This window comes from Brasilonema sp. UFV-L1, assembly GCF_012912105.1.
Taxonomy (GTDB): domain Bacteria; phylum Cyanobacteriota; class Cyanobacteriia; order Cyanobacteriales; family Nostocaceae; genus Brasilonema.
Genome location: NZ_QMEA01000113.1, coordinates 1 through 21241, shown reverse-complemented (window position 1 = coordinate 21241; position 21241 = coordinate 1). Strand labels below are relative to the sequence as shown.

Here is a 21241-nt window from a genome sequence, read left to right as displayed (position 1 = left end):
GGTGGGGTGAATAATAATTATTGACTCGTGAGTGCTGACTCGTGAGTGCTGACTCCTGAATTCTGACTAATAACTAAACAACTATGGCTGTATTTCGTTTAATTTTGTTAGTGACAGTGTTAGGAGGACTAACACTTTTACTAGTGCAAAACTGGTTACCTGTCCTCCCACTAGTTTTTTTGGGAATGAAATCCAAACCATTACCACTAGCGATTTGGATTTTGTTCAGTACGACTGCTGGTGCTTTGACAACTGTCTTTCTCACAAGCTTATTTAACTTGTCTAATTATTTTGCCGGACAAAAACCTCAAAGCCCGTTTAGATCGCCCGCAACTGCAACGCGTAGGAGTCAAACTCGTACCGAAGAACCAACATCCCGTCCTTCTCCTTCATCATCAGAACGTAAAACTGAGTCAACACGAACTAGTAATACACCTGATGATTGGGAAACAGACAACAGTACAGATGATTGGGACTTTGAAGAAAAAAAAGAACAAGCGCCTACACCTAATTCTCAAAACACATCTCAAAACACACAGGTAAGAGATTCTAGCACTTACGAACGCCAGCAAGAACCCAAAAGCAGCAATAAGTCCGATTCTGTATATTCCTACAGCTACCGTGAACCAAAAAATTCTGGAGTCGGGAAAACTGAATCCGTTTACGATGCTGATTACCGAGTTATTATCCCTCCTTATGAACCACCAACGACTAATCAACCCCAAACCAATCAAACCAAGGATGATGATTGGGAATTTCTAGATGAGGATTTTGAACAAGAGGATAAGCGTCCTCGTCGTTAAGTTTGTTTTACTAAATTCCACAACGCTCACGGGACTCTTGCTTGACTTTTCCGCTCATCGCAGCTTCCTGCAAGGTCATGAAAGCATTAAAGTCTTCTAAATCATACCGGGTTGTTAGCAATTGTCGCAGTTGATTTTCTGCCTCAACGGTCAAATAGCCAGTTGCTAAAACTTTTTGCACAACGTCTCGAATCCGACTCATGGTTGAAACCTCAAAGGAGCACACTTATGGCATACTTATTTCTCAGGCTGCTCTAAGCAAAATATGCGATGGCTTTATGCCTCAACCACTTAGTTGGCAGAGCTTTTTTGCGCTTACCCTGATAGATTGTCATATTTTACACCTTAGATAAAAAGACTGCTTTGCTAACTACAATGTGCTGAAAGCACTGATGGGACACTAATATGGTGTTGCTAGAAACACGATGTTCTTTACTACACAAAATTGCCCCATTTAGTCATCGTCACATTCATTGCTATTGACCGACTTCATCGCAATAAAGTTTCAATCAAGATTTATGAAATTTCCGTATAAGCCCAAAGATACCTAAGTAACAAGAGGCTAGTCACCTAACAAATGTTACTAAAATCGTTATAATTTTATAGTGTATTTAATTTTACTTAATAGAAAAATAGCTATCATGTTTTGTGAGATGACTTAAATAAAAGAACGCTGATGATGGTATCTGATTTCAATAAAGTAGATAAAGAATTTACAGAAGCTCAAAATTATTGGGATTTAGAAAAAATATACATTGATTTAGGCTCAGCAAAAGGAAAATCTCTCACACCTGTTGAAAAAAAATTCTTGCGAGGTTTGCTTTGCGGGTTTAGTCCTGCAGAAATCGCAAATACAGTTTATCAGAGTCGTAATAGCAGTACTGTTAGGGTTTATCTTTCCAATGGACTCTATAAATATATAGAAGAAATATTGAGTCACCAAGCTGGATACTCCATTGAAGTCAAAAGCTGGAGTCGGGTGACTCATTTGCTAGAAAAAGCTGGTTATAAAAAAGGTTTCGTTCAAATAGAATTAGCCAACAACCCAATCAAGACAAAAAAAACTGAATTGACTGTTCTAAAAGCAGCCAAAAAAGAAGATTGGGGTGAAGCAGTTGATGTGAGTCTTTTCTACGGAAGAACCACAGAACTCGCTCAGATGACAGAATGGATTATTGAAGAACACTGTCGGCTGATTGTGATTTTAGGTATGGGAGGAGTTGGAAAAACAGCTTTGTCGATTAAGCTGGCAGAACAAATAAAAGATAAATTTGATTATGTGATTTGGCGCTCTTTGACAACAAGCGGCTCTACGTCTTCGCTACACCTTGCTCCTCCCCCAGAAGTCTTCTTAAATCAACTCATTCACATTTTGTCACCAACAAAAGAGACGATAGATGTAGAAGATATTAATAGTAGAATTTCACAATTGATTGATTGTTTGCGTTCTTCACGTTGTCTGATTGTATTAGATAATTTTGATTCGATTTTATGCAACGAATATTCTACTCTGAATGACTCAGACATCTCTTTTACTTCTTCAATAAATGACTGGAACATCAACAATTATTCTGCATACCATCTTCCTCAAATTCGTTATCGATCAGGATATGAAGGATATGGAGAATTAATGAGACGAATAGGTGACTCTCAACATCAAAGCTGTCTCGTTGTGACAAGTCGTGAGAAACCTCAAGAAGTTGCTGTCCAAGAAGGCGAAAGATTACCTGTTCGTTGTTTAAAATTAACCGGTTTAAGTCATACTGAAAGTCGGATTCTTCTCCAAAATAAAGGATTTAGTCACTCTACAGAAGAAGAATATAAATTATTAATTGATTTGTATGCAGGTAATTCCTTGTTTATTAAATTAGCTGCTACCGCTATTCAGGAATTGTTTCGAGGCAACATCTATAAATTTTTAGAGCAAGGCGTTATTGTCTTTGGAGACATTCGAGGCATTTTAGACCAACAGTTTAATCGCTTGTCTCATTTAGAAAAGCTAGTTATGTACTGGTTAGCCTTCAATCAAGATTTAGGTTCAGTGCGTAAATTGCAAAAAGATATTGCTCCACAAGTCTCGCAAAGATTAATCTTGGAAGCAATAGAGTTACTGCACAGACGTTCTTTCATAGAGTGGCAAGTCTCCAGTTTTTCCCAAACTCCTGTATTAATGGAGTATGTTGCGGAACGATTAATTGAGGAAAATTTTAAATTGAGGCAAGAGAAACCTAGTTCAATACTCATGCTTCAGACAGTTTTTGAAACACAAATCAAAAATTACGTCAGAGATTTGCGTTTAAACAACGAGATTTAAAGTAGAGTGAGAAGTAGTTCGTTTTAACGCTTAAGGGCAACTACAAGCCTAATGACTATTGAGTTGTTGAAAGGAGTTAATCTGTACCTAATTGGCATGATGGGCGTTGGCAAGACGACTGTAGGACGCTTGTTAGCACAGCATTTAGGTTACGGATTTGTTGATCTTGACACTGTGATTGAGAAAGCTGCTGGTGATAAACCAATAACCCAACTATTTGCAGAACAAGGGGAAGCAGTGTTTCGCCAGTTAGAAAGTAAAGTCCTGTCACAAGTTTGTGCTTTTACCAAGCTTGTCATCGCAACGGGTGGAGGTATTGTTGTACAGCGAGAAAATTGGAGTTACCTGCATCACGGTTTAATTGTCTGGCTAGATGTACCTGTGGAAATACTTTGTGCTCGACTAGCAGAGGATACCACAAGACCACTGCTACAAAATGTTGATCCCAAAGCAAAGCTGCAATCTCTGTTTGAGGAGAGACAACGTCTTTACGCACAAGCTGATTTGCAAATCACCGTGAGTCAAGAAGAAACACCAGAACAAACTGCCAAACGGATTATAGAACAGATTCCTAGCGTTCTCAAACCTGGAGTCTGTGCCGGTGAATCCAAAGAAAAAATTAACAATTGTTAGTAAAAATCAAAAATTTCTACTTTTTACGTAGAAAAAGTTTTCCTTATCCATTTAGGATATTGTAAGCATCTGTCAGATTACAGATTTTCTTTTTTCTCTAATTGTCATTTCTCCAGACGAAAACCGCGATATCCATAACAATAGCTCTCATGATGGTCAGCGAAACTGAGTACATGATTACGCAAGATGCCGCCAGCCGGGTACAAGTCCTAAGCGAAGCATTACCATATATTCAACAATTTAGTGGTCGAACCATTGTCGTCAAATACGGTGGCGCAGCAATGAAAGATAGCAGTCTCAAAGATAAAGTTATCTGTGACATCGTATTTCTATCTTGTGTTGGCATACGACCAATTGTGGTACATGGTGGTGGACCAGAAATTAATAGTTGGTTAGGTAAGCTGGGAATTGAGGCACAATTTAAAAATGGTTTGCGAGTGACAGATGCCCCCACAATGGATGTTGTGGAAATGGTACTGGTTGGTCGAGTGAATAAAGAAATAGTGACTTTGATTAGCAAAGCTGGTGGTTCAGCTGTGGGAATGTGCGGCAAAGATGGTAACTTAATTAGAGCTCGACCTCAAGGTGAAGAAGGTATTGGTTTTGTGGGAGAAGTTTGCTCTGTTGACACCAAAATTTTGGAGACACTCGTCAATAATGGCTATATTCCCGTTGTTTCTAGCGTGGCGGCAGACGAAACAGGACAACCTTACAATATTAATGCAGATACCGTCGCTGGAGAAATCGCAGCAGCAATAGGGGCGGAAAAGTTGATCCTGTTGACTGATACCAGGGGAATTCTTAAAGATTACAAAGATGCTTCTACTCTGATTCCAAGAGTAGATATTCAAGAAGCCCGCGAGTTGATAACAACAGGTGTTGTTAGCGGTGGAATGATTCCTAAAGTTAACTGTTGTGTGCGATCGCTTGCTCAAGGAGTCCGTGCAGCTCATATCGTTGATGGTCGCATTCCACACGCGCTGCTACTGGAAATCTTTACCGATATTGGTATCGGTACAATGCTTGTTGGCTCCCAGTTTACAATTTAAAATTTAAAACGTAGAAAGGGAGAACACTTTTTTGAACCCTCCCCGCGAGTCGTGCGACAGGGATTCACGCCACATCCTCGTCTAGCTTTTCGCCCGATTCGGCTATCTGGCTAGCGATTAGTGACTCGTTGGAGACTCGCTCTGAGGGAGAATCAGACTTCCTGCTTTCGGATGCGCCTACCCTTACGGGTTCGCCACTTGCTACAACGGGGGGAACCCCCCGAAGCTTTGATCGGAGGAAACCTCCGCTCAAACTTCTCTCCGCAACGCAGTGGCTCACTTGCTTGCGAGTTAAATAACGTTGGTGCGCCTCCAGCAGGATTGGTTCCAACCCTAAATACTCGTTCTGAGCATCTTGCAACACCAACTTATCCTGATTTACGTACCTACTCAAAAACGCGCTAAACAAATCGCGGTGATGCTCTGGGATACCCATTACATCCCGGTGAACTCGTTGGGACAGCGATTTTTTGATGCGACTACCGTCCAAGTGAGTTTGAGATAGCGCTGTTTTCTGAGTAGAGAACTTTGCGAACGAACCGCCAGCGTTTTCAGCTTTGCGTTTCAGTTCTGATTGAACAAATCCTGGGGATTTAGCAGAAATGGCTTTTCCATATCGTTTCTGCCATCCCTTAACTGAGACGTTCTCAGTTTTTATATTTTTGCCGTGCCTCAAGATTTCGTTGACAACACGACGATTTTGAGACTTGGCATATGCTGTTTTACGACGTTCTAGCTCACGTTTCAATGAAGCGATTTTGCGATAATTACTAGACTTCTTCCATTGCTGTTTACCTTTTTTGGGCTTACCTTTTTTGATAACAGTCTTACGTCCTTTTCGTACTTTGAAATCTGACTCGAAATTATCAGGATTTAAGCCACGTTGAGAACGCTGTATCTTACGTTGCAGTCTGGTTATTTCCTTCCCAAATGTAGGGACTTTATCAGCAAAAGGCAACAAATCAGCATGATTATCTGCAACAAAAGCAATCTTAGAAACATTCAAGTCAAGCCCAATCAATCCATCAGAAACATAATTCTGTGGTTTTTGATATGGTACTCCTTCTAAAACAAGTTGTACGAACCATCTACGCTTACCGTTAAGTTCTCGTCGGATGAGACGGCAGTACTTGACAGGACAAGAAAGACCATGTTGAACAACAACGTTCTCAGTATCAATGATCGCTGGAAGTTCCAACCCAGCCCAGACGACACGGTTATCTTTCCATCTAATGCCTTGTTTATTAGTCTTGCCTTCAACAGAACGAAAACGAGATTCAACCTTAAATCGGACATCTTTAGCTCTACCAAATAGAACGCGCTCAACAGCTTTAAATGCACGAGTCGCTAATTTTTGCTGAACCTGAGCATCTATTTTTTGAGGAATCCACTTTGAGCCTCTAGCTGCTTGATTCGCGTATGCCTGCAAATCGTAATCAGTGAAACGATAAGCTTCACGTGCTTTACTAAATGCCGAGCTACGCTCTTTTTTGTGATTGCGGGAAATCTTTTTAGCTGTTTGGTATACCTCGGAGTTGCGTACTAATTCCATTCGTGTTTTAGCTTCTCCTAGTACATTGTTGTACAGTCGTATTGCTGCATTGAATCTTGCTTGCAATTCACAATTCTGGCTACTATCTACCCTCAATGGGAGTTCTAAAACAAACGATGGTTTTGTACTCCGTGGCATATTGTAAATCACCTCCTTTGTCTGTTAACGTATATCTAGTATATAGCCATACTCTAAATATGCCCACAAGCAAAGGTCAAAAAAGAACAAGAAATCAACCCGTGTTTTACGAAGAAATCAAAAAACCTCATAGAATCATGTTGACTCCTACTGCGTGGAAAATATTACAGGATATGGCTGCATCCCATAACACAAGTGTTAGCGAGATAATTGAGTTGTTAGCAAGGAGAAGTGACGGCTAATAAATTAGCCCGTGTCGCTTTTCCACCTCGCTCGCTCAGAGACGAGGCTATCAAGCTCCCACGTTATTTTAGGTATGGTGTACCCTTGCAAAGTGCCCTTTTTTGATTATTTATTTGATTGCAAGCGCACAGAAACCTTGATCAGTCTCTACCAGACGCGCTTCTGTGAAGCCACCAGCCGTGAGCATCTCGGTCAATCCAGTACTCGGCTGCCCAGAATAGCGAGTAAACCCAAGCGCAATCTTGCCACCGACTTTCATCACTCGCCATATTTCCCGCAGTCCAACCATAGCGTCTGGCCAAACTTGCATGGAGTTGATGGCTAAAGCTTTATCGAATGTGTCATTTTCAAACGGCAGTTCTTCAACTGAACCATGCTGCAGTTGGACTAAGCCAGCCTCAATAGCTTTCGCATTCCGCGTTCTGGCTTGAGCGACCATTTCCTTTGAATTGTCAACACCTGCCACATACCCTGTTGACACAGCAGCGACCAAAATCTGAATGCCTACCCCAGGACCGAATCCAACTTCTAGCACTTTTTCATCCGGCTGAACTTCGAGTAAATGAATGACCCATTGAGCAAAATTACGGTTCATAGAGACCATAATCAAACCACCCAACTGGCCAAGAATACCCTTTGGTTGACCAAACATGCGCAGCAGGAGACCGCGTACAATACCCAAATGTTGCTGTTCTCGTTGATTGTGCATCGCCCTTCTCCGCTTTGATACTTAAGTTTGTACCTGGCACTGTAAAAGGCAGAATATAGAACATTAGCCTAATTTTACCTGATTTATGTTACCAACCCAGAAAAAGATTTTCAAAATATGACTGCCATTGGCAAAATGAAGGCAGTGCTGATTTTTTTACAAAACGTGAGTTCAGAAAGTCTAGAAATTGCTAAAGCTACGTACCAAAGTGGTAAAGTAGCCTTTGAAAAGGGGCAGTACCGAGAAGCCATTGAACAATTGGAAAAGGCAAACACTCTGTTGGCTCCTTATTCTCGCCTCGGTGGAGAGGTTCAAATTTGGCTAGTCACAGCCTATGAAGCAGCAGGGCGCACAGAAGACGCTCTCACTCTTTGCGAACAACTCAAGCGTCATCCCCATTCAGAAACGAGTAAACAAGCAAAGGAGCTGCATTACATCCTCAAAGCACCAAGGCTACAACGACCAAAGGAATGGATGACCGAAATTCCCGATTTAGGAGCAATAGCGGACAATGAAACAAAAATTCCTCTGCCTGTAAATAATACGAAATCTTCCAAGAAACAGGTACCTCCTGAGCGGGAATTTGTTGATCTCACTCAGGTGAATACCAGAGATAATCGATTTATTTGGATGGCGTTGATTGTCATTGGTTTAATACTGAGTGGTTTATTTTGGTTAAGTTTTTAAAACAGTACACAAGACTCAGTGATCAGTTTGGTAACTGATCACTGATAACTAGTTGATTGACTTTTTGGAGGTTTTGTGGTGGTGATTTTGTATGCTTTCGCAAAAAATTTTGTGCGTTTACTAATACCAAACAGTGGTTTGTTGAAAAGACTTACTGGTCAAAATGTCAAGCATTCTCGTACACACATAAGCCAAAATCCTCTTCTGTGGATTGTGCTTTTGACATCAGTGTTGCTATCTGGTTGTGTTAAGTATGATGTGGGTGTGAATTTTGAAAATTCAAGTCGCGGTGAGTTTGTACAACACATTAAGTTGGAAGAGCGACTAACCAGTTTTAGTGGCGATTCTGTGTATGAATGGTTAAATAGTATAGAGCGCCGCGCTCACAAGTTGGAAGGCAAAACACGACGAATTTCCAAACAAGAGGTTATTGTTTCAATTCCCTTCAGCGGTGGTCGAGAATTACAAACAAAATTTAATGAATTTTTTCACCCTAATGGGACTCAAACATCTGAGTCTGTACAAAGTGAAGTTGAATCGCAACTGCCAAACATTGATTCTAACTTACTGGTGTTTCAGAATAATTTCTTGTTTTTAGTGCGGAATCGGTTGATTTATGATTTGGATTTGCGATCGCTTGCTCTGATTTCCAGTCAAGGAAATGTTTTGGCAAATCCTGGTTCAATTCTCAATTTAGAATTTGGCTTGAACACTCCTTGGGGCGCACGCATTGTGGAAAACAGTGAAAATGCCATTATTCCAGAAAAGAATGGACATCAGTTGCTGTGGAAGCTCAAAACTGGAGAATTGAATCATATAGAAGTCGTTTTTTGGCTTCCTAGTCCTCTTGGTATTGGTACGTTCTTGATTGTTCTGTTTGTCTGGGCAGGACTTTACCTAAGATATACTTTTATGCCAGATCCCAGAGTTCAGTTTATTTCTCAACCAGCAGTCACAGAATAGTTCTGAGTACAATAGCAGTCCTAAATCATTTTCCTCGTCCTCTGTGTCCTGTTATCTGCTATCTGACTCGTACATTAAGCTGTTGATCCCAGCGCAGTGGTTTACTTGCTTTTTGCAGAGGAGATTCTGGGATTTGACCAACCGACACGCCATATTTCCAATCGGGAGGACAGATAGCAATATAGCGTGCATAACCTCCCAAGCCACCTTTAAATTTGGGATACCCAATCGCCACTAGTGCCCCTGTCTCTGGCGCTTGATCTAAATTCGCGACACCCTCTGCTTGGGTATATCCGTTTTTCAGTAGCCAAGCTTCTCCTTCCAAAGTCGGCGTACTATCTGTATCTAGGGGTTCGTGTCCGTGAAATAGAATCTTGCGCTGCAAGTGCAGAAACTGCAAAGCTTGCAGCGACACCCCAGGAAACTTCTTTCTTTTGGCGAGTTCGGGATTGGGCCATTCTTTAGACCAGTCAGAGCGCACAAACACAACCGAACCTTCAGGAATTCTGCCATGCCGACTTTCCCAATCTTGGATATCCTGAACAGTGAGGTGATAGTTGGGATCACGAGCAACTTTGTCTTGGATGGGAATGACGACTAAGGGACGCACAGCAAAAGTTGCAGGTAACTCATCAATGGCTGGATAATCAGGGTTCCAGTGAGCAGGTGGATCTAACTGGGTTCCTAGCTGGTCAGTAGATAAGTCGTAATGAGTTGCTTCAGAGCCATCTTTTTGGTAGGTATATGGCTGTCCAGTCTTTGGATTGATGGTAGGTTCAAACTTCGACGGACCAAACCCTGACCATACAGGAATTGAAGGAGTGATAGTATGGGTGAGGTCAACGTACTTGGCTGTTTGAAATGACTGCTGATAAACCTGCCATAGGGGAGGTACAGGGCGCGGTTGTGCTGCGTTGATGGACAGGTAAACAACACAGTTCAAGAAAATGATTAAACACAAAAGTGCGAGTTTTTTCATTTCCTACTGACTAGGGCGACAAACGCACAATCTTCCAACTACTACTGTCTAAGCGAGTATAAAGTAAGCGATCGTGCAGGCGATTGGAACGCCCTTGCCAAAATTCAATTTTTTTTGGGATCACACGTAAGCCTCCCCAATGTCGCGGACGCTCAATATCTTGGTTTTGATATTGAATTTGAAGTTCCTGCATCCGTTGTTCCAATATTTCTCGACTTTCTATCACCTCGCTTTGATTTGACGCCCATGCACCCAAGCGACTGTTCAAAGGACGGCTATGAAAATACTCATCTGATTCATTTTCTGAAACTTTTTCTACACACCCAGAGATACGGACTTGACGTTCTAGTTCCGCCCACCAGAACACTAGAGAAGCTTGAGGATTTTTTGCTAACTCTTGTCCTTTTTGACTATTGTAGTTCGTGTAGAAGACAAAGCCTCGTTGGTCAAAACCTTTGAGCAGCACCATTCTTGCTGAAGGCTGCCCGTCTAGTGTCGTGGTAGCAACAGTCATGGCGTTCGGTTCAGGGAGTTGAGCTGCTAATGCTTGGTCAAACCATTGTCTAAACTGTATAAAAGGGTTGGAGTTTACATCCTTTTCGCTTAAACCCTGCAAGGTGTAGTCTTTGCGAAGGTCAGCTATTGTTTGATCCATCATCAATTTGCTTCCCTATGATTAAGTACGTTTCTGGGTGTATTTGCTAAAAAAAAATCTATTGTGATCATTGGCTTTTACTAAGTTGTACTTAATGTGTCAAGGCGTTTTTAATACAGATAACATAAAATGTACCGTTCAGCCTTAGTTCAACGTTTGTTAATATACGGTCTGAGCGGTCCGATTATCGCTCTCAATCTCTTTCTGCTGTATTTGGTTTTTCGCTTATTCCTGCACCCTATCACTATTGTGAGTATTGCAGCAATTCTGGCTTTTTTACTGAACTACCCAGTAAAGTTCTTTGAACGCATTGCCTTGACTCGTCCTCGAGCAGTCATCATTGTACTATTGGTAACTCTAACGCTTCTGGTCATTCTTGGCGTGACTCTGGTACCAATAGTCATTGACCAAACAGTACAACTTCTGAAGAAGATCCCAGATTGGCTAACTACCAGCCAAACAAATTTGGAGCAAATTGAGGCTTTAGCGAAAAAGCGGCGTTTACCACTGGATTTGAGGATTATCAGCAATCAAATTAATGCAAATATTCAGAGTTTGGTGCAACAGTTGGCTTCTGCAGCTGTGGGACTTGCAGGAACGCTGCTATCGGGTTTACTTGATGTGATATTGGTAGTAGTACTGGCATTTTATATGCTTTTGTATGGCGATCGCGTATGGTCTGGTTTATTCAACTTTTTACCACCATTAATTCGATTTCCCTTGGTAACATCTTTGCAACTCAATTTTCACTACTTTTTCCTTAGCCAGCTTTTGCTAGCGTTGTTCATGGTGATTACCCTCACCCCTGTGTTCTTAGTTCTCAAAGTACCTTTTGCCTTGTTATTTGCGATACTCATAGGTATATCCCAACTCATTCCTTTTATCGGGGCGACTTTAGGTATTGGTGTGGTTACTTTTTTAGTATTGCTACAAAATTGGTGGTTAGCTGCTCAAGTTGCTGTTGTTGCTATTGTCATCCAGCAAATCAAAGATAATCTGTTAGGTCCCAAGTTACTTGGCGATTTTATTGGCGTTAATCCCATCTGGATTTTTGTCGCTATTCTTATGGGATTTGAGATTGCTGGTTTATTGGGAACGTTGGTTGCTGTTCCTATTGCTGGTACTATAAAAGGTACTTTTGATGCTATCAAAAAGAGTAATATAAGAAACAGTACTACTGACTCAGGAGGTTTTGAATGATCGATAAAAATGTCACATGTAGACGACTTTATTCTATAGTCAACTTTCAATAGCCAATTTTTGAAATCGGCGCGTGTATAAAAAATCCATATGTTATACTTTACCAGTCAGATTTTTTCTTTGACCATTCTGTTGTAGATGTGCAACACTAACGTTTTTAAAATCCCTTTGCTAGAAGGTTGCGCTATTTAAAAACACAATTCAAAATGGTATTAGCGATAACTTTCAGGGAAGCATTGGGCACAAACAATTACCTAGTCTTTACCTAGTCTTTAGTTTCCAATGAAACAAATTAACTTTGTGATAATTTTTATCTTGTGTTTAGCCTTAGCTTTATTTGCTCTGGAGAACACCCAAACTGGAACAATAAATGTCGTTCCACAATTACAGGTAGAAGCCCCAATTGCAGTGGAATTACTTTTGGCATCTGGTATAGGAGCAGTTCTGGCCTGGCTGTATAGCATTTGGACACGTTTGCAGCGACTCATACTTTCTAGCCAACAAATGCGAAAGAAAAATGTCCAAATTAAGGAGCTCGAAAAAAAAGTTGAACAGTACCAATTAGAAGTTCAATCTTTGAAACTTGCTCTACCACCAGTGAATGATTCCTTAGAAAAAGAAGCACAAGCAATTGCCCAATAAGGGAATTAGTTAGTAGTGAGTTAGTAGTCGTTAGTCGTTCTACTAATGATGACTAACTTACTACAAAGTAACTAAGAAAAAAGAATCATGTTTCACATAAAATCACCAAATCCAATACCCAAAGAATGAATGGATGCTTCTGAGTTATTGGAAAAAATTACATTACTTATTCATCAGGCTGAACAAGGGGAAATAGACCCTTGGGATGTCAAAGTGATTGAGGTGATTGACCGTTATTTAGAACTCATGGTACCGTCTGCTACGACTAAGGGCTATGAAACCGACTTATTTCAATCAGGGCAGGCTTTTTTGTCAGCATCTAGACTTGTGTTATTTAAAGCAAATACTTTGATGCAATTGCAATCATCCGCCCAAGAACAAGAAGCTGTCGAGGATATCTTATCCGAGAGCGAAGATGGGATCATCTATCATGCTCAACGCTTACCACTAGAACGGCATTTGCGTCGTCGTCCGACAGCAATGCCACCGTCAAAGCGGCGCGTGACTTTGCAAGAGCTGATTGAGCAATTGCAAGTTATGGCACAACAATTGAAGCTGGTAGAAAAAGTAAATAAACCTGTTCGTCAAAAACGGCAACCTAGTTTGCAGAGTATGCGGGCAGCATTAGAGTTAGCTCACCAAGAAAATCTTACAGAGGTGGCTTTTGAATTAGAGCAACTTTTGCGAAGTGTGGCAACAAAATTAAGTTTACAAAACAATTGGCTTAATCTTGAACAACTTGTGGAGCTGTGGACTCAAACAAAGCAACCACAACCACATGATCCACACACATCGCAGCATAGCCATTTAGTTGTTAGCGTATTCTGGGCGCTACTACTGCTTTGTGCTCAATCAAAGGTAGAACTACTTCAGGAGGAATTTTATCAAGATATCAAAATCAGATTACTGACAGATTCAGCCAACGGCGAATCCATAGATACTCCTGTGAATTCAGAGTGTGCAACATAGGAATATTCATGATTTTCAGAGTTTGGCTTCAGTAAGTCCAAAAATCCGATTACATTGAAAAGATGACCAATGGAACGATGTAGATGCCAAAAGATTCTTTTGAAGCAGATAGCAATTCGTTCAAAGACGTAGCTTCTCGTAAAGCTCAAGGGTCTTTCTGGAGACCTTATATGAGCCGCACCCGTTGGGTAGAGTAGGATAAAGAATGATAGAAAGTCATGAAGTGTCAAGGCTGAAGGTTAAGAGTATGAAAATTTCGTACTCAACATTTTATACTTTCCTGAGATTTTTATACTTTATACCTGAATTGGGTTATGCCTATGATTGCAGCAAAATTTGTTGATTTTTGTGGACGGTATTTTCCAGGGTAGCTTAGAACAGAAAAGAACTCATGATGAAACATGATTTGAGAACAGTAAACTGGCTTGTGGTTGAGGAATAAAGACATATGAAGGCGATGATTCTCGCGGCTGGTAAAGGTACTCGCGTACGTCCGATTACCTACACAATGCCCAAACCGATGATGCCCATTCTGCAAAAGCCTGTGATGGAATTTTTACTAGAGCTTTTGCGCCGGCATGGGTTTGACCAGATCATGGTCAATGTCAGTCATTTAGCAGAGGAAATTGAAAGTTATTTCCGTGATGGTCAGCGTTTCGGTGTACAAATTGCCTATTCTTTTGAAGGTCGGATTGTTGAAGGTAATCTTGTAGGGGAAGCTGTTGGATCCGCCGGGGGAATGCGGAAAATCCAAAACTTTTACCCATTCTTTGATGATACCTTTGTTGTACTTTGTGGTGATGCCCTGATTGATCTAGATTTAACAGCGGCAGTGAAGTGGCATAAATCCAAGGGATCTATTGCCACGATCATCATGAAATCCGTGCCCAAGGAAGAAGTTTCTAGTTATGGTGTCGTCGTTACTGACGAAGATGGCCGTGTCAAGGCTTTCCAAGAAAAGCCCAAGGTTGAGGAAGCTCTGAGTACTAATATCAACACAGGTATTTATATTTTTGAGCCAGAGGTCTTTAATTATATCCCCTCTGGGGTAGAGTATGACATCGGCAGCCAGCTTTTTCCTAAACTGGTAGAAATCGGTGCGCCCTTCTACGCGATCCCAATGGAGTTTGAATGGGTAGATATTGGTAAAGTACCAGACTACTGGCGGGCAATTCGTGGTGTCCTTTTAGGGGAAATTAAAAATGTACAAATTCCCGGACAACAAGTCGCACCCGGTATTTACACTGGCATGAATGTTGCCGTCAATTGGGACAAAGTTGAGATCACAGGTCCAGTTTACATCGGTGGCATGACCAAGATTGAAGACGGAGCCAAAATTGTTGGCCCTGCGATGATCGGTCCAAACTGCTGGATATGCAGTGGTGCTACCGTAGAGAACAGTGTGATTTTTGAATGGTCACGACTTGGGCCTGGCGTACGGCTTGTGGATAAGCTAGTATTTGGTCGTTACTGCGTTGACAAGACTGGAGCAACGATAGATGTCCAAGCAGCTGCTCTAGACTGGCTGATTACCGATGCTCGTCAAGATCCACCATCCCATACCCCAGTTGAACGGCAAGCTATTGCTGAATTGTTGGGAAATAACGCTAGTTAGTCATTAGTCATTAGTCATTAGTCATTAGTCATCACTCATTAGACATCTTCGACAATTAATCTTAAACCTTTGTTCTCTCCAGGTTAAGATTTCATTTCTGGAGATATCTATTAGACATAAGTTGATGACTAATGATTTTTAACTATTTAGATAAGTGTAGCGTCGCAAACTTTGTTCATAGGTTTGTAGTAGTTTTTGAGCTTCTGCCAAAGTGATCCGATTTTCTTCTAGAGCAGACTCGCAACGCTGGCGAATGCTTTCCACCATATCTTCAGAGTCATACTGCACATAGCTTACCACTTCACTCATGGTATCACCTTTAACGACATGTTCAATTTGGTAACCTTTTGGAGTCAATTGGATGTGAACCGCGTTGGTGTCACCAAAGAGGTTGTGCAAATTGCCCATAATTTCTTGGTAAGCCCCATTGAGGAACATTCCCAGATAATAAGGTTCTCCTGGTTTGAACGGGTGCAGTTCCAAAACTGACTTCACATCTCGCAAATCAATAAATCTGTCAATTTTACCATCACTATCGCATGTCAAGTCTGCCAAAATTCCTCGTCGTGTGGGTTCTTCATCCAAACGGTGAATTGGCATAATTGGGAAAAGCTGGTCAATTGCCCAACAGTCAGGTGCAGATTGAAAAACAGACAGATTGACGTAGTAGATAGAAGCCATTATTTGTTCTAGATCTTCTAGTTCGTCAGGTACGTATTCCTGTTTTCTCGTTATTTCAAGAATTTTTTGACAACAAGCCCAATAAAGTCTTTCAGCTTTAGCACGTTCTGTCAGACTTAAAATCCCCAAGTTGAAGCGACTGATGGCTTCTTCTTTGAATTGGGTGGCGTCGTGGTAGAGTTCTTGGTAATTCTCTTGATTAACAGATTGGTAAGTTTCCCACAGGTAGGTAATAACCTGGGATTCATCCTCTTTTGGCAGTTCTGGTAAGTCCAGAGGAACGACGCTGGTGCTGAGAACATCAAAAATCAGCATCGATTGATGGGAAGCGATCGCCCGTCCACTTTCACTTATCAGTGTTGGTACGGATATTTTTCGCTCTGCACAAGTATCTTTTAACTCTGCCACAATATCGTTGGCATAGTTCTGCATATTATAATTTTTCGAGGCGTAGAAGTTGGTTTGTGAACCGTCATAATCTACACCTAAGCCACCGCCTACATCGAGATACTTCATATTTGCTCCCAATGCCGCCAGTTCTACATAGATACGGCTGGCTTCTTGAATGGCATCTTTAATCACATTGATTGCAGAAATTTGCGAGCCGATGTGGAAGTGTAAAAGTTGTAAAGAACCCAACAGGTTCGCTTCTCGTAACTCGTTAACTGCGTGAATAATTTCAGGTATAGTCAGACCAAATTTAGCGCGATCGCCTGTAGAGGTTCCCCAACGTCCCATGCCTTGAGTACTTAGTTTAGCTCTGATGCCCACAATTGGGTCAATCCCCAGTTGTTGGCTGACTTTGATCACCACATCAACTTCTTCGAGTTGTTCTAGAACAATAATCGGCTTTTGTCCTAGCCTTTGTGCCAGCATTGCTGTTTCAATATACTCTTGGTCTTTGTAGCCATTGCAAATCAGCAATGCTCCTGGTGTATCCAATAAAGCTAGGGCAATCATTAACTCTGGCTTAGAACCCGCTTCTAAACCAAATTGATGGGGTTTGCCAAACTTCACCAAGTCCTCTATTAAGTGTCTTTGCTGATTACACTTGACAGGAAAGACACCACGGTAAACGCCAGGGTAGTTGTAGCGAGCGATCGCCTTGGCAAAACAAGCGTTTAACCGCTCAATCCTATCTTCCAAAATATCCGAGAAACGAATCAGTAAAGGCAGTCCTAAGTTACGCTGCTTAAGAGCGTTGACAAGTTCATACAAGTCCAGAGAACCACCGCGATCGCCTTTGGGAGAAACAGTGATATGCCCTGCGGCGTTTATAGAAAAGTATGGCTGTCCCCAACCTTGTATGCGGTACAGTTCTTCACTCTTTTCAATTGTCCACAAGCGAAGTGCATCTGGTGATGTTGCTGGCGGCAGCAGTTTTTTTTGTTTATGATTTTTCAATTCCGTTTTGTGTCCATCGGACGGCAGTTTCATCACCTCTTCTAATATCTCAGTTGGCTCTACACGCATTTCTTTACTGACCTCTATGTTACACCCACGAAAATACAATTTAGCGCATTCATCTGTCTGCGCATATGCACTTAAAGATACTTTCTGAGATATTCTCAGATTGGTCATTTGTGATTGGTCGTAAATTATCACTCGTTTGTCATTAATTCCTGACAAAGAACAGAGTATCCTTCTGTTAGGGTTCGCCCAACGGAAGAGTTTGTTAACTGCTTTCAGGTTACTCTCAAAGCAGTACTGGCTGACAAAAGACCGAAAACAAAAGATAAATGCAGTAAACTTGAGGAGATAGCTTTGGAACGCACATTCTTAGCAATTAAGCCTGATGGCGTGCAACGCGCATTAGTCGGTGAAATTATTCGTCGCTTTGAAGATAAAGGTTTTACCCTTGTTGGTTTGAAACTTCTGAAAGTCAGCCGAGAATTGGCACAACAGCACTACGATGTTCACCGAGAAAGACCTTTTTTTGCTGGGTTGGTAGACTTTATCACTTCCGGTCCAGTTGTGGGGATGGTTTGGGAAGGCGAGGGCGTTGTCGCATCTGCCAGAAAAATTATTGGGGCAACAAACCCACTTTCCGCAGAACCAGGTACAATTAGAGGTGATTTTGGCATTAACATAGGTCGTAACCTCATCCACGGTTCTGATGCGATTGAGACAGCAGAACGAGAAATTGCTCTGTGGTTCAAACAAGAAGAATTAGTCTCTTGGCAACCAACCATAACACCTTGGTTACACGAGTAACTTAGAAAGTTAGAGGAGATGAGGGGATAAGACAATTCAAAATTCAAAATTCTTATCTTCCTCATCTCCTTGTTAGTCGTGTGACTAGAAGGTGTTTTAACGGAATATATCGTAAATAATCGGCGCCAAACGGACTTCAAATCTGGAACCATCAAAAGTGCCTAGGTATAACTGAAGCCGTCGTTGCGATGAATGGTTTTAACATTAGTCATATTAGAAAAACCAATCCTAAAACCGTTAATTACCACTTCGCAGCCTTTTCCCGTGGGAGTTTTGACTCTTCCTGTATAAATCCCAGACGGTACATTTTTTCTGTCTTTGGTTATTAGCACTTTTACAAAATCTCCTGTGGATACATGATTAAATGTTTGCTTTGGCAATGTACAAGGAAATCCATATTTGTCAATACGGCAGAATCTTCTACACCCGTGCCCTGTGGCTTTCACCTCTAAAACTTTGGAAGTCAATACTTGCAACTTTTCAACGATGCCAACACACGCAGCATCAATCCAATGAGACTTCGGTAATTGCAATCTTGTACGGTTGAACTTTGTTTTCCCGCCCGACCCAGTAGTGACGGGTAACTCAAGCTTTTTCAAAGTATTGAGCAAACCCCATCGGGTAGAGTTCACCGCCGCAGCATCTTTTAGGGGTCGCTTCGCTTGAGCCAGGATTGTTTTTATAACTTCTGGTTTTTTCGCCAAAAACTTTTCAATATCTTGCGTTTCTTTTTTCTGATTGCACTTTTGGCAAGCTAAGCACAGGTTACTGATTCTATTAGTACCTCCTTTGGCTTTGGGCTTAATATGCTCAACTTGTAACGGTACGTTTTCTGCGCCGCAGTACGCGCATTTTCTTTCCCATTTGTTAAGAAGATACTCCCTCACTTCATAGCCCTGAAGTTCACCCTGTTGGTACTCAATCCCTGAGATTTCGGGATTTTCTAACTGTTGCAAGTCAAACCGTACCAACTCTTGAACAATTGCAGTTATGGGGGCAAACTTGCACAATCTTTTGACCCAAGTCTCAACGGTCAAAACACGATGTCGCAGTGAGGGAGCGTTGAGCCTACCATCGGGACGTTTACGGTTAAGGAATCTGGCTTGACGATAACGGGTATGTCTAGTGCGTCTCCCTCTACGAACGCCTTTGCGAGTTTCCAAGCAATCATTGATAGCTAACCCTCTGTGGTGTAACTCCATTCCCCAGATGACTTCATCCCGATTATTTACTAATGCAATACCCGTCACTTTTGAACCTGGATCTATTTTTAAGGTAATGGGGTAAGTAACGATATTTTCTACTACCCGATTCATGATCAAAGTAAATGGATAATAGCGGAAAACGGCTGCTTTGTTTGAATTTAGAAGTTTTTTTGCATGTGCTGGATGAATCGGATTCATCGGCGTTTTGTTGGAATCTATGAGAAAAACGAAGTTTGACATAATTTAATTTGGTCGGTTTGACCATTCCTTACAAGTAAGTGATGTTTGCTTCAACCTTGTTATCTCAAGCTTTTTAAGCGAAAGGCACTTCGATTGCTCGATGTTTAACCAGTCGCGGCAGAGCAAAAGACTAGCGAATCTTAGGGTGCCATGACTTGGATAACGTTTACCCTGTTATGGGTGGTTTGGTTCACATTTGTGAGGCAACGCGGTCTTGGGGGTTTCCCCCATGAGCGCTTGCCGTACCGTTTTATTCCGGTTTCAAATGCTCTCTCTACTTCTTTCTACAACTTCAGTTCTTTGTGGTTGTTCTACTTTTTCTGGTTGTTCTATTGTTTTTGAGTGGGTTCGCTTAGAAAATCCCCAGATAAAAACCAGAGTGATCGCAGTAATCATCACCCATTGTGGTGGTACAAAAGAATCATTCACGACTTTGAGGAGTAAGCGCAAGCCTACGAATGCCACAGTAATATAGCCTGCATCTTCCAAGTAGACATATTCATCTAACCAACGAATAAATAAACCTGCCATAAAGCGTAGAGTCACCACACCAATAGTAGTACCTGTAATGACTAACCATGTTTCTGATGAAACAGCGATCGCAGTGGTGACGCTATCAAGAGAAAATGCTAAATCTGTAAAAGCAAGGACAGGTATGGCTTGCCACAGGGAGGCAAACCTGGGACCGTGATGTTGATTGTCTTCGCCTTCTTCAGAAGTAAAATGTTGGAATACTAGCCACAAAAGGTAGGCTGCACCTAGTAACTCAAACTGCCAGAATTGTTGCACCCATGTAGCTGTCAGAAGTAAGGCGATTCGCAGAACATAAGCAAAGACTAAACCAATATTCAGCGCCTGACGTTCAAGTTTTTTGTCTTCTAACCCTTGGGCGATCGCAGCGAGGGCGATCGCATTGTCAGCAGACAATACTGCCTCTAAAAAGACGAGAACCAACAGCACTATGGGAGCTTCAACGCTGAAATGGAAGTTCAGGTAATCAAATATTCTATCTAGCATTCCAGTTTTCAAAAAACAGCAAAATCAAAAACTTAGCTTAAACAGCGAATTTTATAGAAAAGGCGCAACAAAATGCTACTTTTATTCAGCTTAACGTGTATGTGGCGAATTTTGAAAACCAATCCACTTCCGTCATTTTGGATTTTGACGATGAATTGTCGATTCTGGGACTTACTTTTGAGCAGGAAATACTAAATATGAGGTATGGGTTTGGGGCATGAAAACCTGATTCTTCGCTCATCTTGAGCGCGATACGCAAAAGCTAAAGCCTCCGGCTTATCGCCACCCATGTGCTGGTAATTGTCAAAAGCCTGGAACGACCAAATTCCGTTCATACACATGATGTCCTATTTGTGAGCGTGCGTAAGTCCTAGATTCTAGAAACCTCATCATCAAGAAAAAATAGCTTATAGAGGAGATTTGTAGACTCGTTAATAGAGTCTGAGTATCCCAAAAGTTTGGTCTTCGCTGAGTGTCTTGACATCTTCGATGTGCAAACGAAGCATCGATTCAGCGTCACCTGTTGTGCAGTTACCACGACGTATCCAAACAACTTTAGGGGGGAAACCTCGAATCATTGTCAATTCCTGAAAATCTGAGTCCTTTGTGACAATAATGTAGTCATTGTCACGAGCATATTGCCAGACCATATTATCATCGGCTGTGTCCAGTCCTAATAATTGACATCCTCCCACCGCTGAATGGAGTACCATTACAGCGGGGGATTCCAAAG

21 protein-coding genes are annotated in these 21241 nt (G+C 41.6%); 11 read left to right on the top strand and 10 right to left on the bottom strand.

The window, feature by feature from the left end:
- Positions 1-83: 83 nt before the first annotated feature.
- Positions 84-803, top strand: a complete 720-nt coding sequence (locus DP117_RS25585) for a LapA family protein (protein ID WP_169221033.1) — start codon at positions 84-86, stop codon at positions 801-803.
- 10 nt (positions 804-813) lie between these two features.
- On the opposite strand, the gene DP117_RS25580 is transcribed toward DP117_RS25585, so the two are convergent.
- On the bottom strand, positions 814-1005 hold the full coding sequence (locus DP117_RS25580) for a hypothetical protein (RefSeq protein ID WP_169221032.1): 192 nt from the start codon (positions 1003-1005) through the stop codon (positions 814-816).
- A gap of 474 nt (positions 1006-1479) precedes the next feature.
- Here DP117_RS25580 and DP117_RS25575 point away from each other — a divergent pair, with 474 nt between their 5' ends.
- The 3 genes from DP117_RS25575 to argB all read left to right on the top strand — a co-directional run bounded on the left by DP117_RS25575 (position 1480) and on the right by argB (position 4799).
- Positions 1480-3117, top strand: coding sequence for an ATP-binding protein (locus DP117_RS25575; protein WP_169221031.1), 1638 nt, complete (start codon positions 1480-1482; stop codon positions 3115-3117).
- 51 nt (positions 3118-3168) lie between these two features.
- Positions 3169-3750, top strand: coding sequence for a shikimate kinase (locus DP117_RS25570; RefSeq protein ID WP_169221030.1), 582 nt, complete (start codon positions 3169-3171; stop codon positions 3748-3750).
- Positions 3751-3899: 149 nt separating this feature from the next.
- Positions 3900-4799, top strand: a complete 900-nt coding sequence (gene argB, locus DP117_RS25565; protein ID WP_211176342.1) for an acetylglutamate kinase — start codon at positions 3900-3902, stop codon at positions 4797-4799.
- Between the two features lie 64 nt (positions 4800-4863).
- Here the strand turns inward: argB and DP117_RS25560 are convergent, their stop codons facing one another.
- The gene (locus tag DP117_RS25560; protein ID WP_169221029.1) at positions 4864-6489 is read right to left on the bottom strand and encodes a transposase; all 1626 of its coding nucleotides are present in this window, start codon (positions 6487-6489) and stop codon (positions 4864-4866) included.
- 352 nt (positions 6490-6841) lie between these two features.
- Positions 6842-7441: a class I SAM-dependent methyltransferase gene (locus tag DP117_RS25555; RefSeq protein WP_169221028.1), complete on the bottom strand. Its 600-nt coding sequence runs from the start codon at positions 7439-7441 to the stop codon at positions 6842-6844.
- Between the two features lie 165 nt (positions 7442-7606).
- Between DP117_RS25555 and bamD the strand changes: the two genes are divergently transcribed.
- Positions 7607-8128: an outer membrane protein assembly factor BamD gene (bamD, locus tag DP117_RS25550; protein WP_169221037.1), complete on the top strand. Its 522-nt coding sequence runs from the start codon at positions 7607-7609 to the stop codon at positions 8126-8128.
- 186 nt (positions 8129-8314) lie between these two features.
- On the top strand, positions 8315-9091 hold the full coding sequence (locus tag DP117_RS25545) for a DUF3153 domain-containing protein (protein ID WP_348983008.1): 777 nt from the start codon (positions 8315-8317) through the stop codon (positions 9089-9091).
- Between the two features lie 58 nt (positions 9092-9149).
- Here the strand turns inward: DP117_RS25545 and DP117_RS25540 are convergent, their stop codons facing one another.
- Together DP117_RS25540 and pdxH are read right to left on the bottom strand one after the other, a co-directional pair.
- On the bottom strand, positions 9150-10070 hold the full coding sequence (locus DP117_RS25540; RefSeq protein ID WP_169221027.1) for a cyclase family protein: 921 nt from the start codon (positions 10068-10070) through the stop codon (positions 9150-9152).
- 10 nt (positions 10071-10080) lie between these two features.
- Positions 10081-10725 (bottom strand): pyridoxamine 5'-phosphate oxidase, encoded by a 645-nt coding sequence (pdxH, locus tag DP117_RS25535; protein WP_169221034.1) that lies wholly within the window; start codon positions 10723-10725, stop codon positions 10081-10083.
- Between the two features lie 129 nt (positions 10726-10854).
- Between pdxH and DP117_RS25530 the strand changes: the two genes are divergently transcribed.
- The 4 genes from DP117_RS25530 to DP117_RS25515 all read left to right on the top strand — a co-directional run bounded on the left by DP117_RS25530 (position 10855) and on the right by DP117_RS25515 (position 15151).
- A complete protein-coding gene (locus tag DP117_RS25530; RefSeq protein WP_169221026.1) occupies positions 10855-11925 on the top strand; it encodes an AI-2E family transporter in 1071 nt (356 codons plus the stop codon).
- A 282-nt stretch (positions 11926-12207) separates the two neighbouring features.
- Positions 12208-12567 (top strand): LapA family protein, encoded by a 360-nt coding sequence (locus DP117_RS25525; RefSeq protein WP_169221025.1) that lies wholly within the window; start codon positions 12208-12210, stop codon positions 12565-12567.
- Between the two features lie 129 nt (positions 12568-12696).
- On the top strand, positions 12697-13536 hold the full coding sequence (locus DP117_RS25520) for a ScpA family protein (RefSeq protein ID WP_169221024.1): 840 nt from the start codon (positions 12697-12699) through the stop codon (positions 13534-13536).
- A gap of 448 nt (positions 13537-13984) precedes the next feature.
- Positions 13985-15151 (top strand): NDP-sugar synthase, encoded by a 1167-nt coding sequence (locus DP117_RS25515; protein WP_169221023.1) that lies wholly within the window; start codon positions 13985-13987, stop codon positions 15149-15151.
- Between the two features lie 138 nt (positions 15152-15289).
- Here the strand turns inward: DP117_RS25515 and speA are convergent, their stop codons facing one another.
- Positions 15290-17305, bottom strand: a complete 2016-nt coding sequence (gene speA / locus DP117_RS25510) for a biosynthetic arginine decarboxylase (protein WP_169221022.1) — start codon at positions 17303-17305, stop codon at positions 15290-15292.
- A 291-nt stretch (positions 17306-17596) separates the two neighbouring features.
- On the opposite strand from speA, the gene ndk reads away from it, so the two are divergent.
- Positions 17597-18046: a nucleoside-diphosphate kinase gene (gene ndk, locus DP117_RS25505; RefSeq protein WP_169221021.1), complete on the top strand. Its 450-nt coding sequence runs from the start codon at positions 17597-17599 to the stop codon at positions 18044-18046.
- A 161-nt stretch (positions 18047-18207) separates the two neighbouring features.
- Here ndk and iscB read toward each other — a convergent pair whose 3' ends face one another.
- The 4 genes from iscB to DP117_RS25485 form a co-directional block, all read right to left on the bottom strand.
- Positions 18208-19491: an RNA-guided endonuclease IscB gene (gene iscB, locus DP117_RS25500; protein ID WP_169221020.1), complete on the bottom strand. Its 1284-nt coding sequence runs from the start codon at positions 19489-19491 to the stop codon at positions 18208-18210.
- A 261-nt stretch (positions 19492-19752) separates the two neighbouring features.
- The gene (locus DP117_RS25495) at positions 19753-20508 is read right to left on the bottom strand and encodes a TerC family protein (RefSeq protein WP_169221019.1); all 756 of its coding nucleotides are present in this window, start codon (positions 20506-20508) and stop codon (positions 19753-19755) included.
- A gap of 191 nt (positions 20509-20699) precedes the next feature.
- Positions 20700-20843 carry a hypothetical protein gene (locus tag DP117_RS25490; RefSeq protein ID WP_169221018.1) on the bottom strand — a complete coding sequence of 48 codons (144 nt, stop codon included), beginning with the start codon at positions 20841-20843 and terminating at the stop codon, positions 20700-20702.
- Positions 20844-20939: 96 nt separating this feature from the next.
- On the bottom strand, positions 20940-21241 hold a 302-nt coding region (locus DP117_RS25485), incomplete at its 5' end, for a DUF5615 family PIN-like protein (protein ID WP_169221017.1).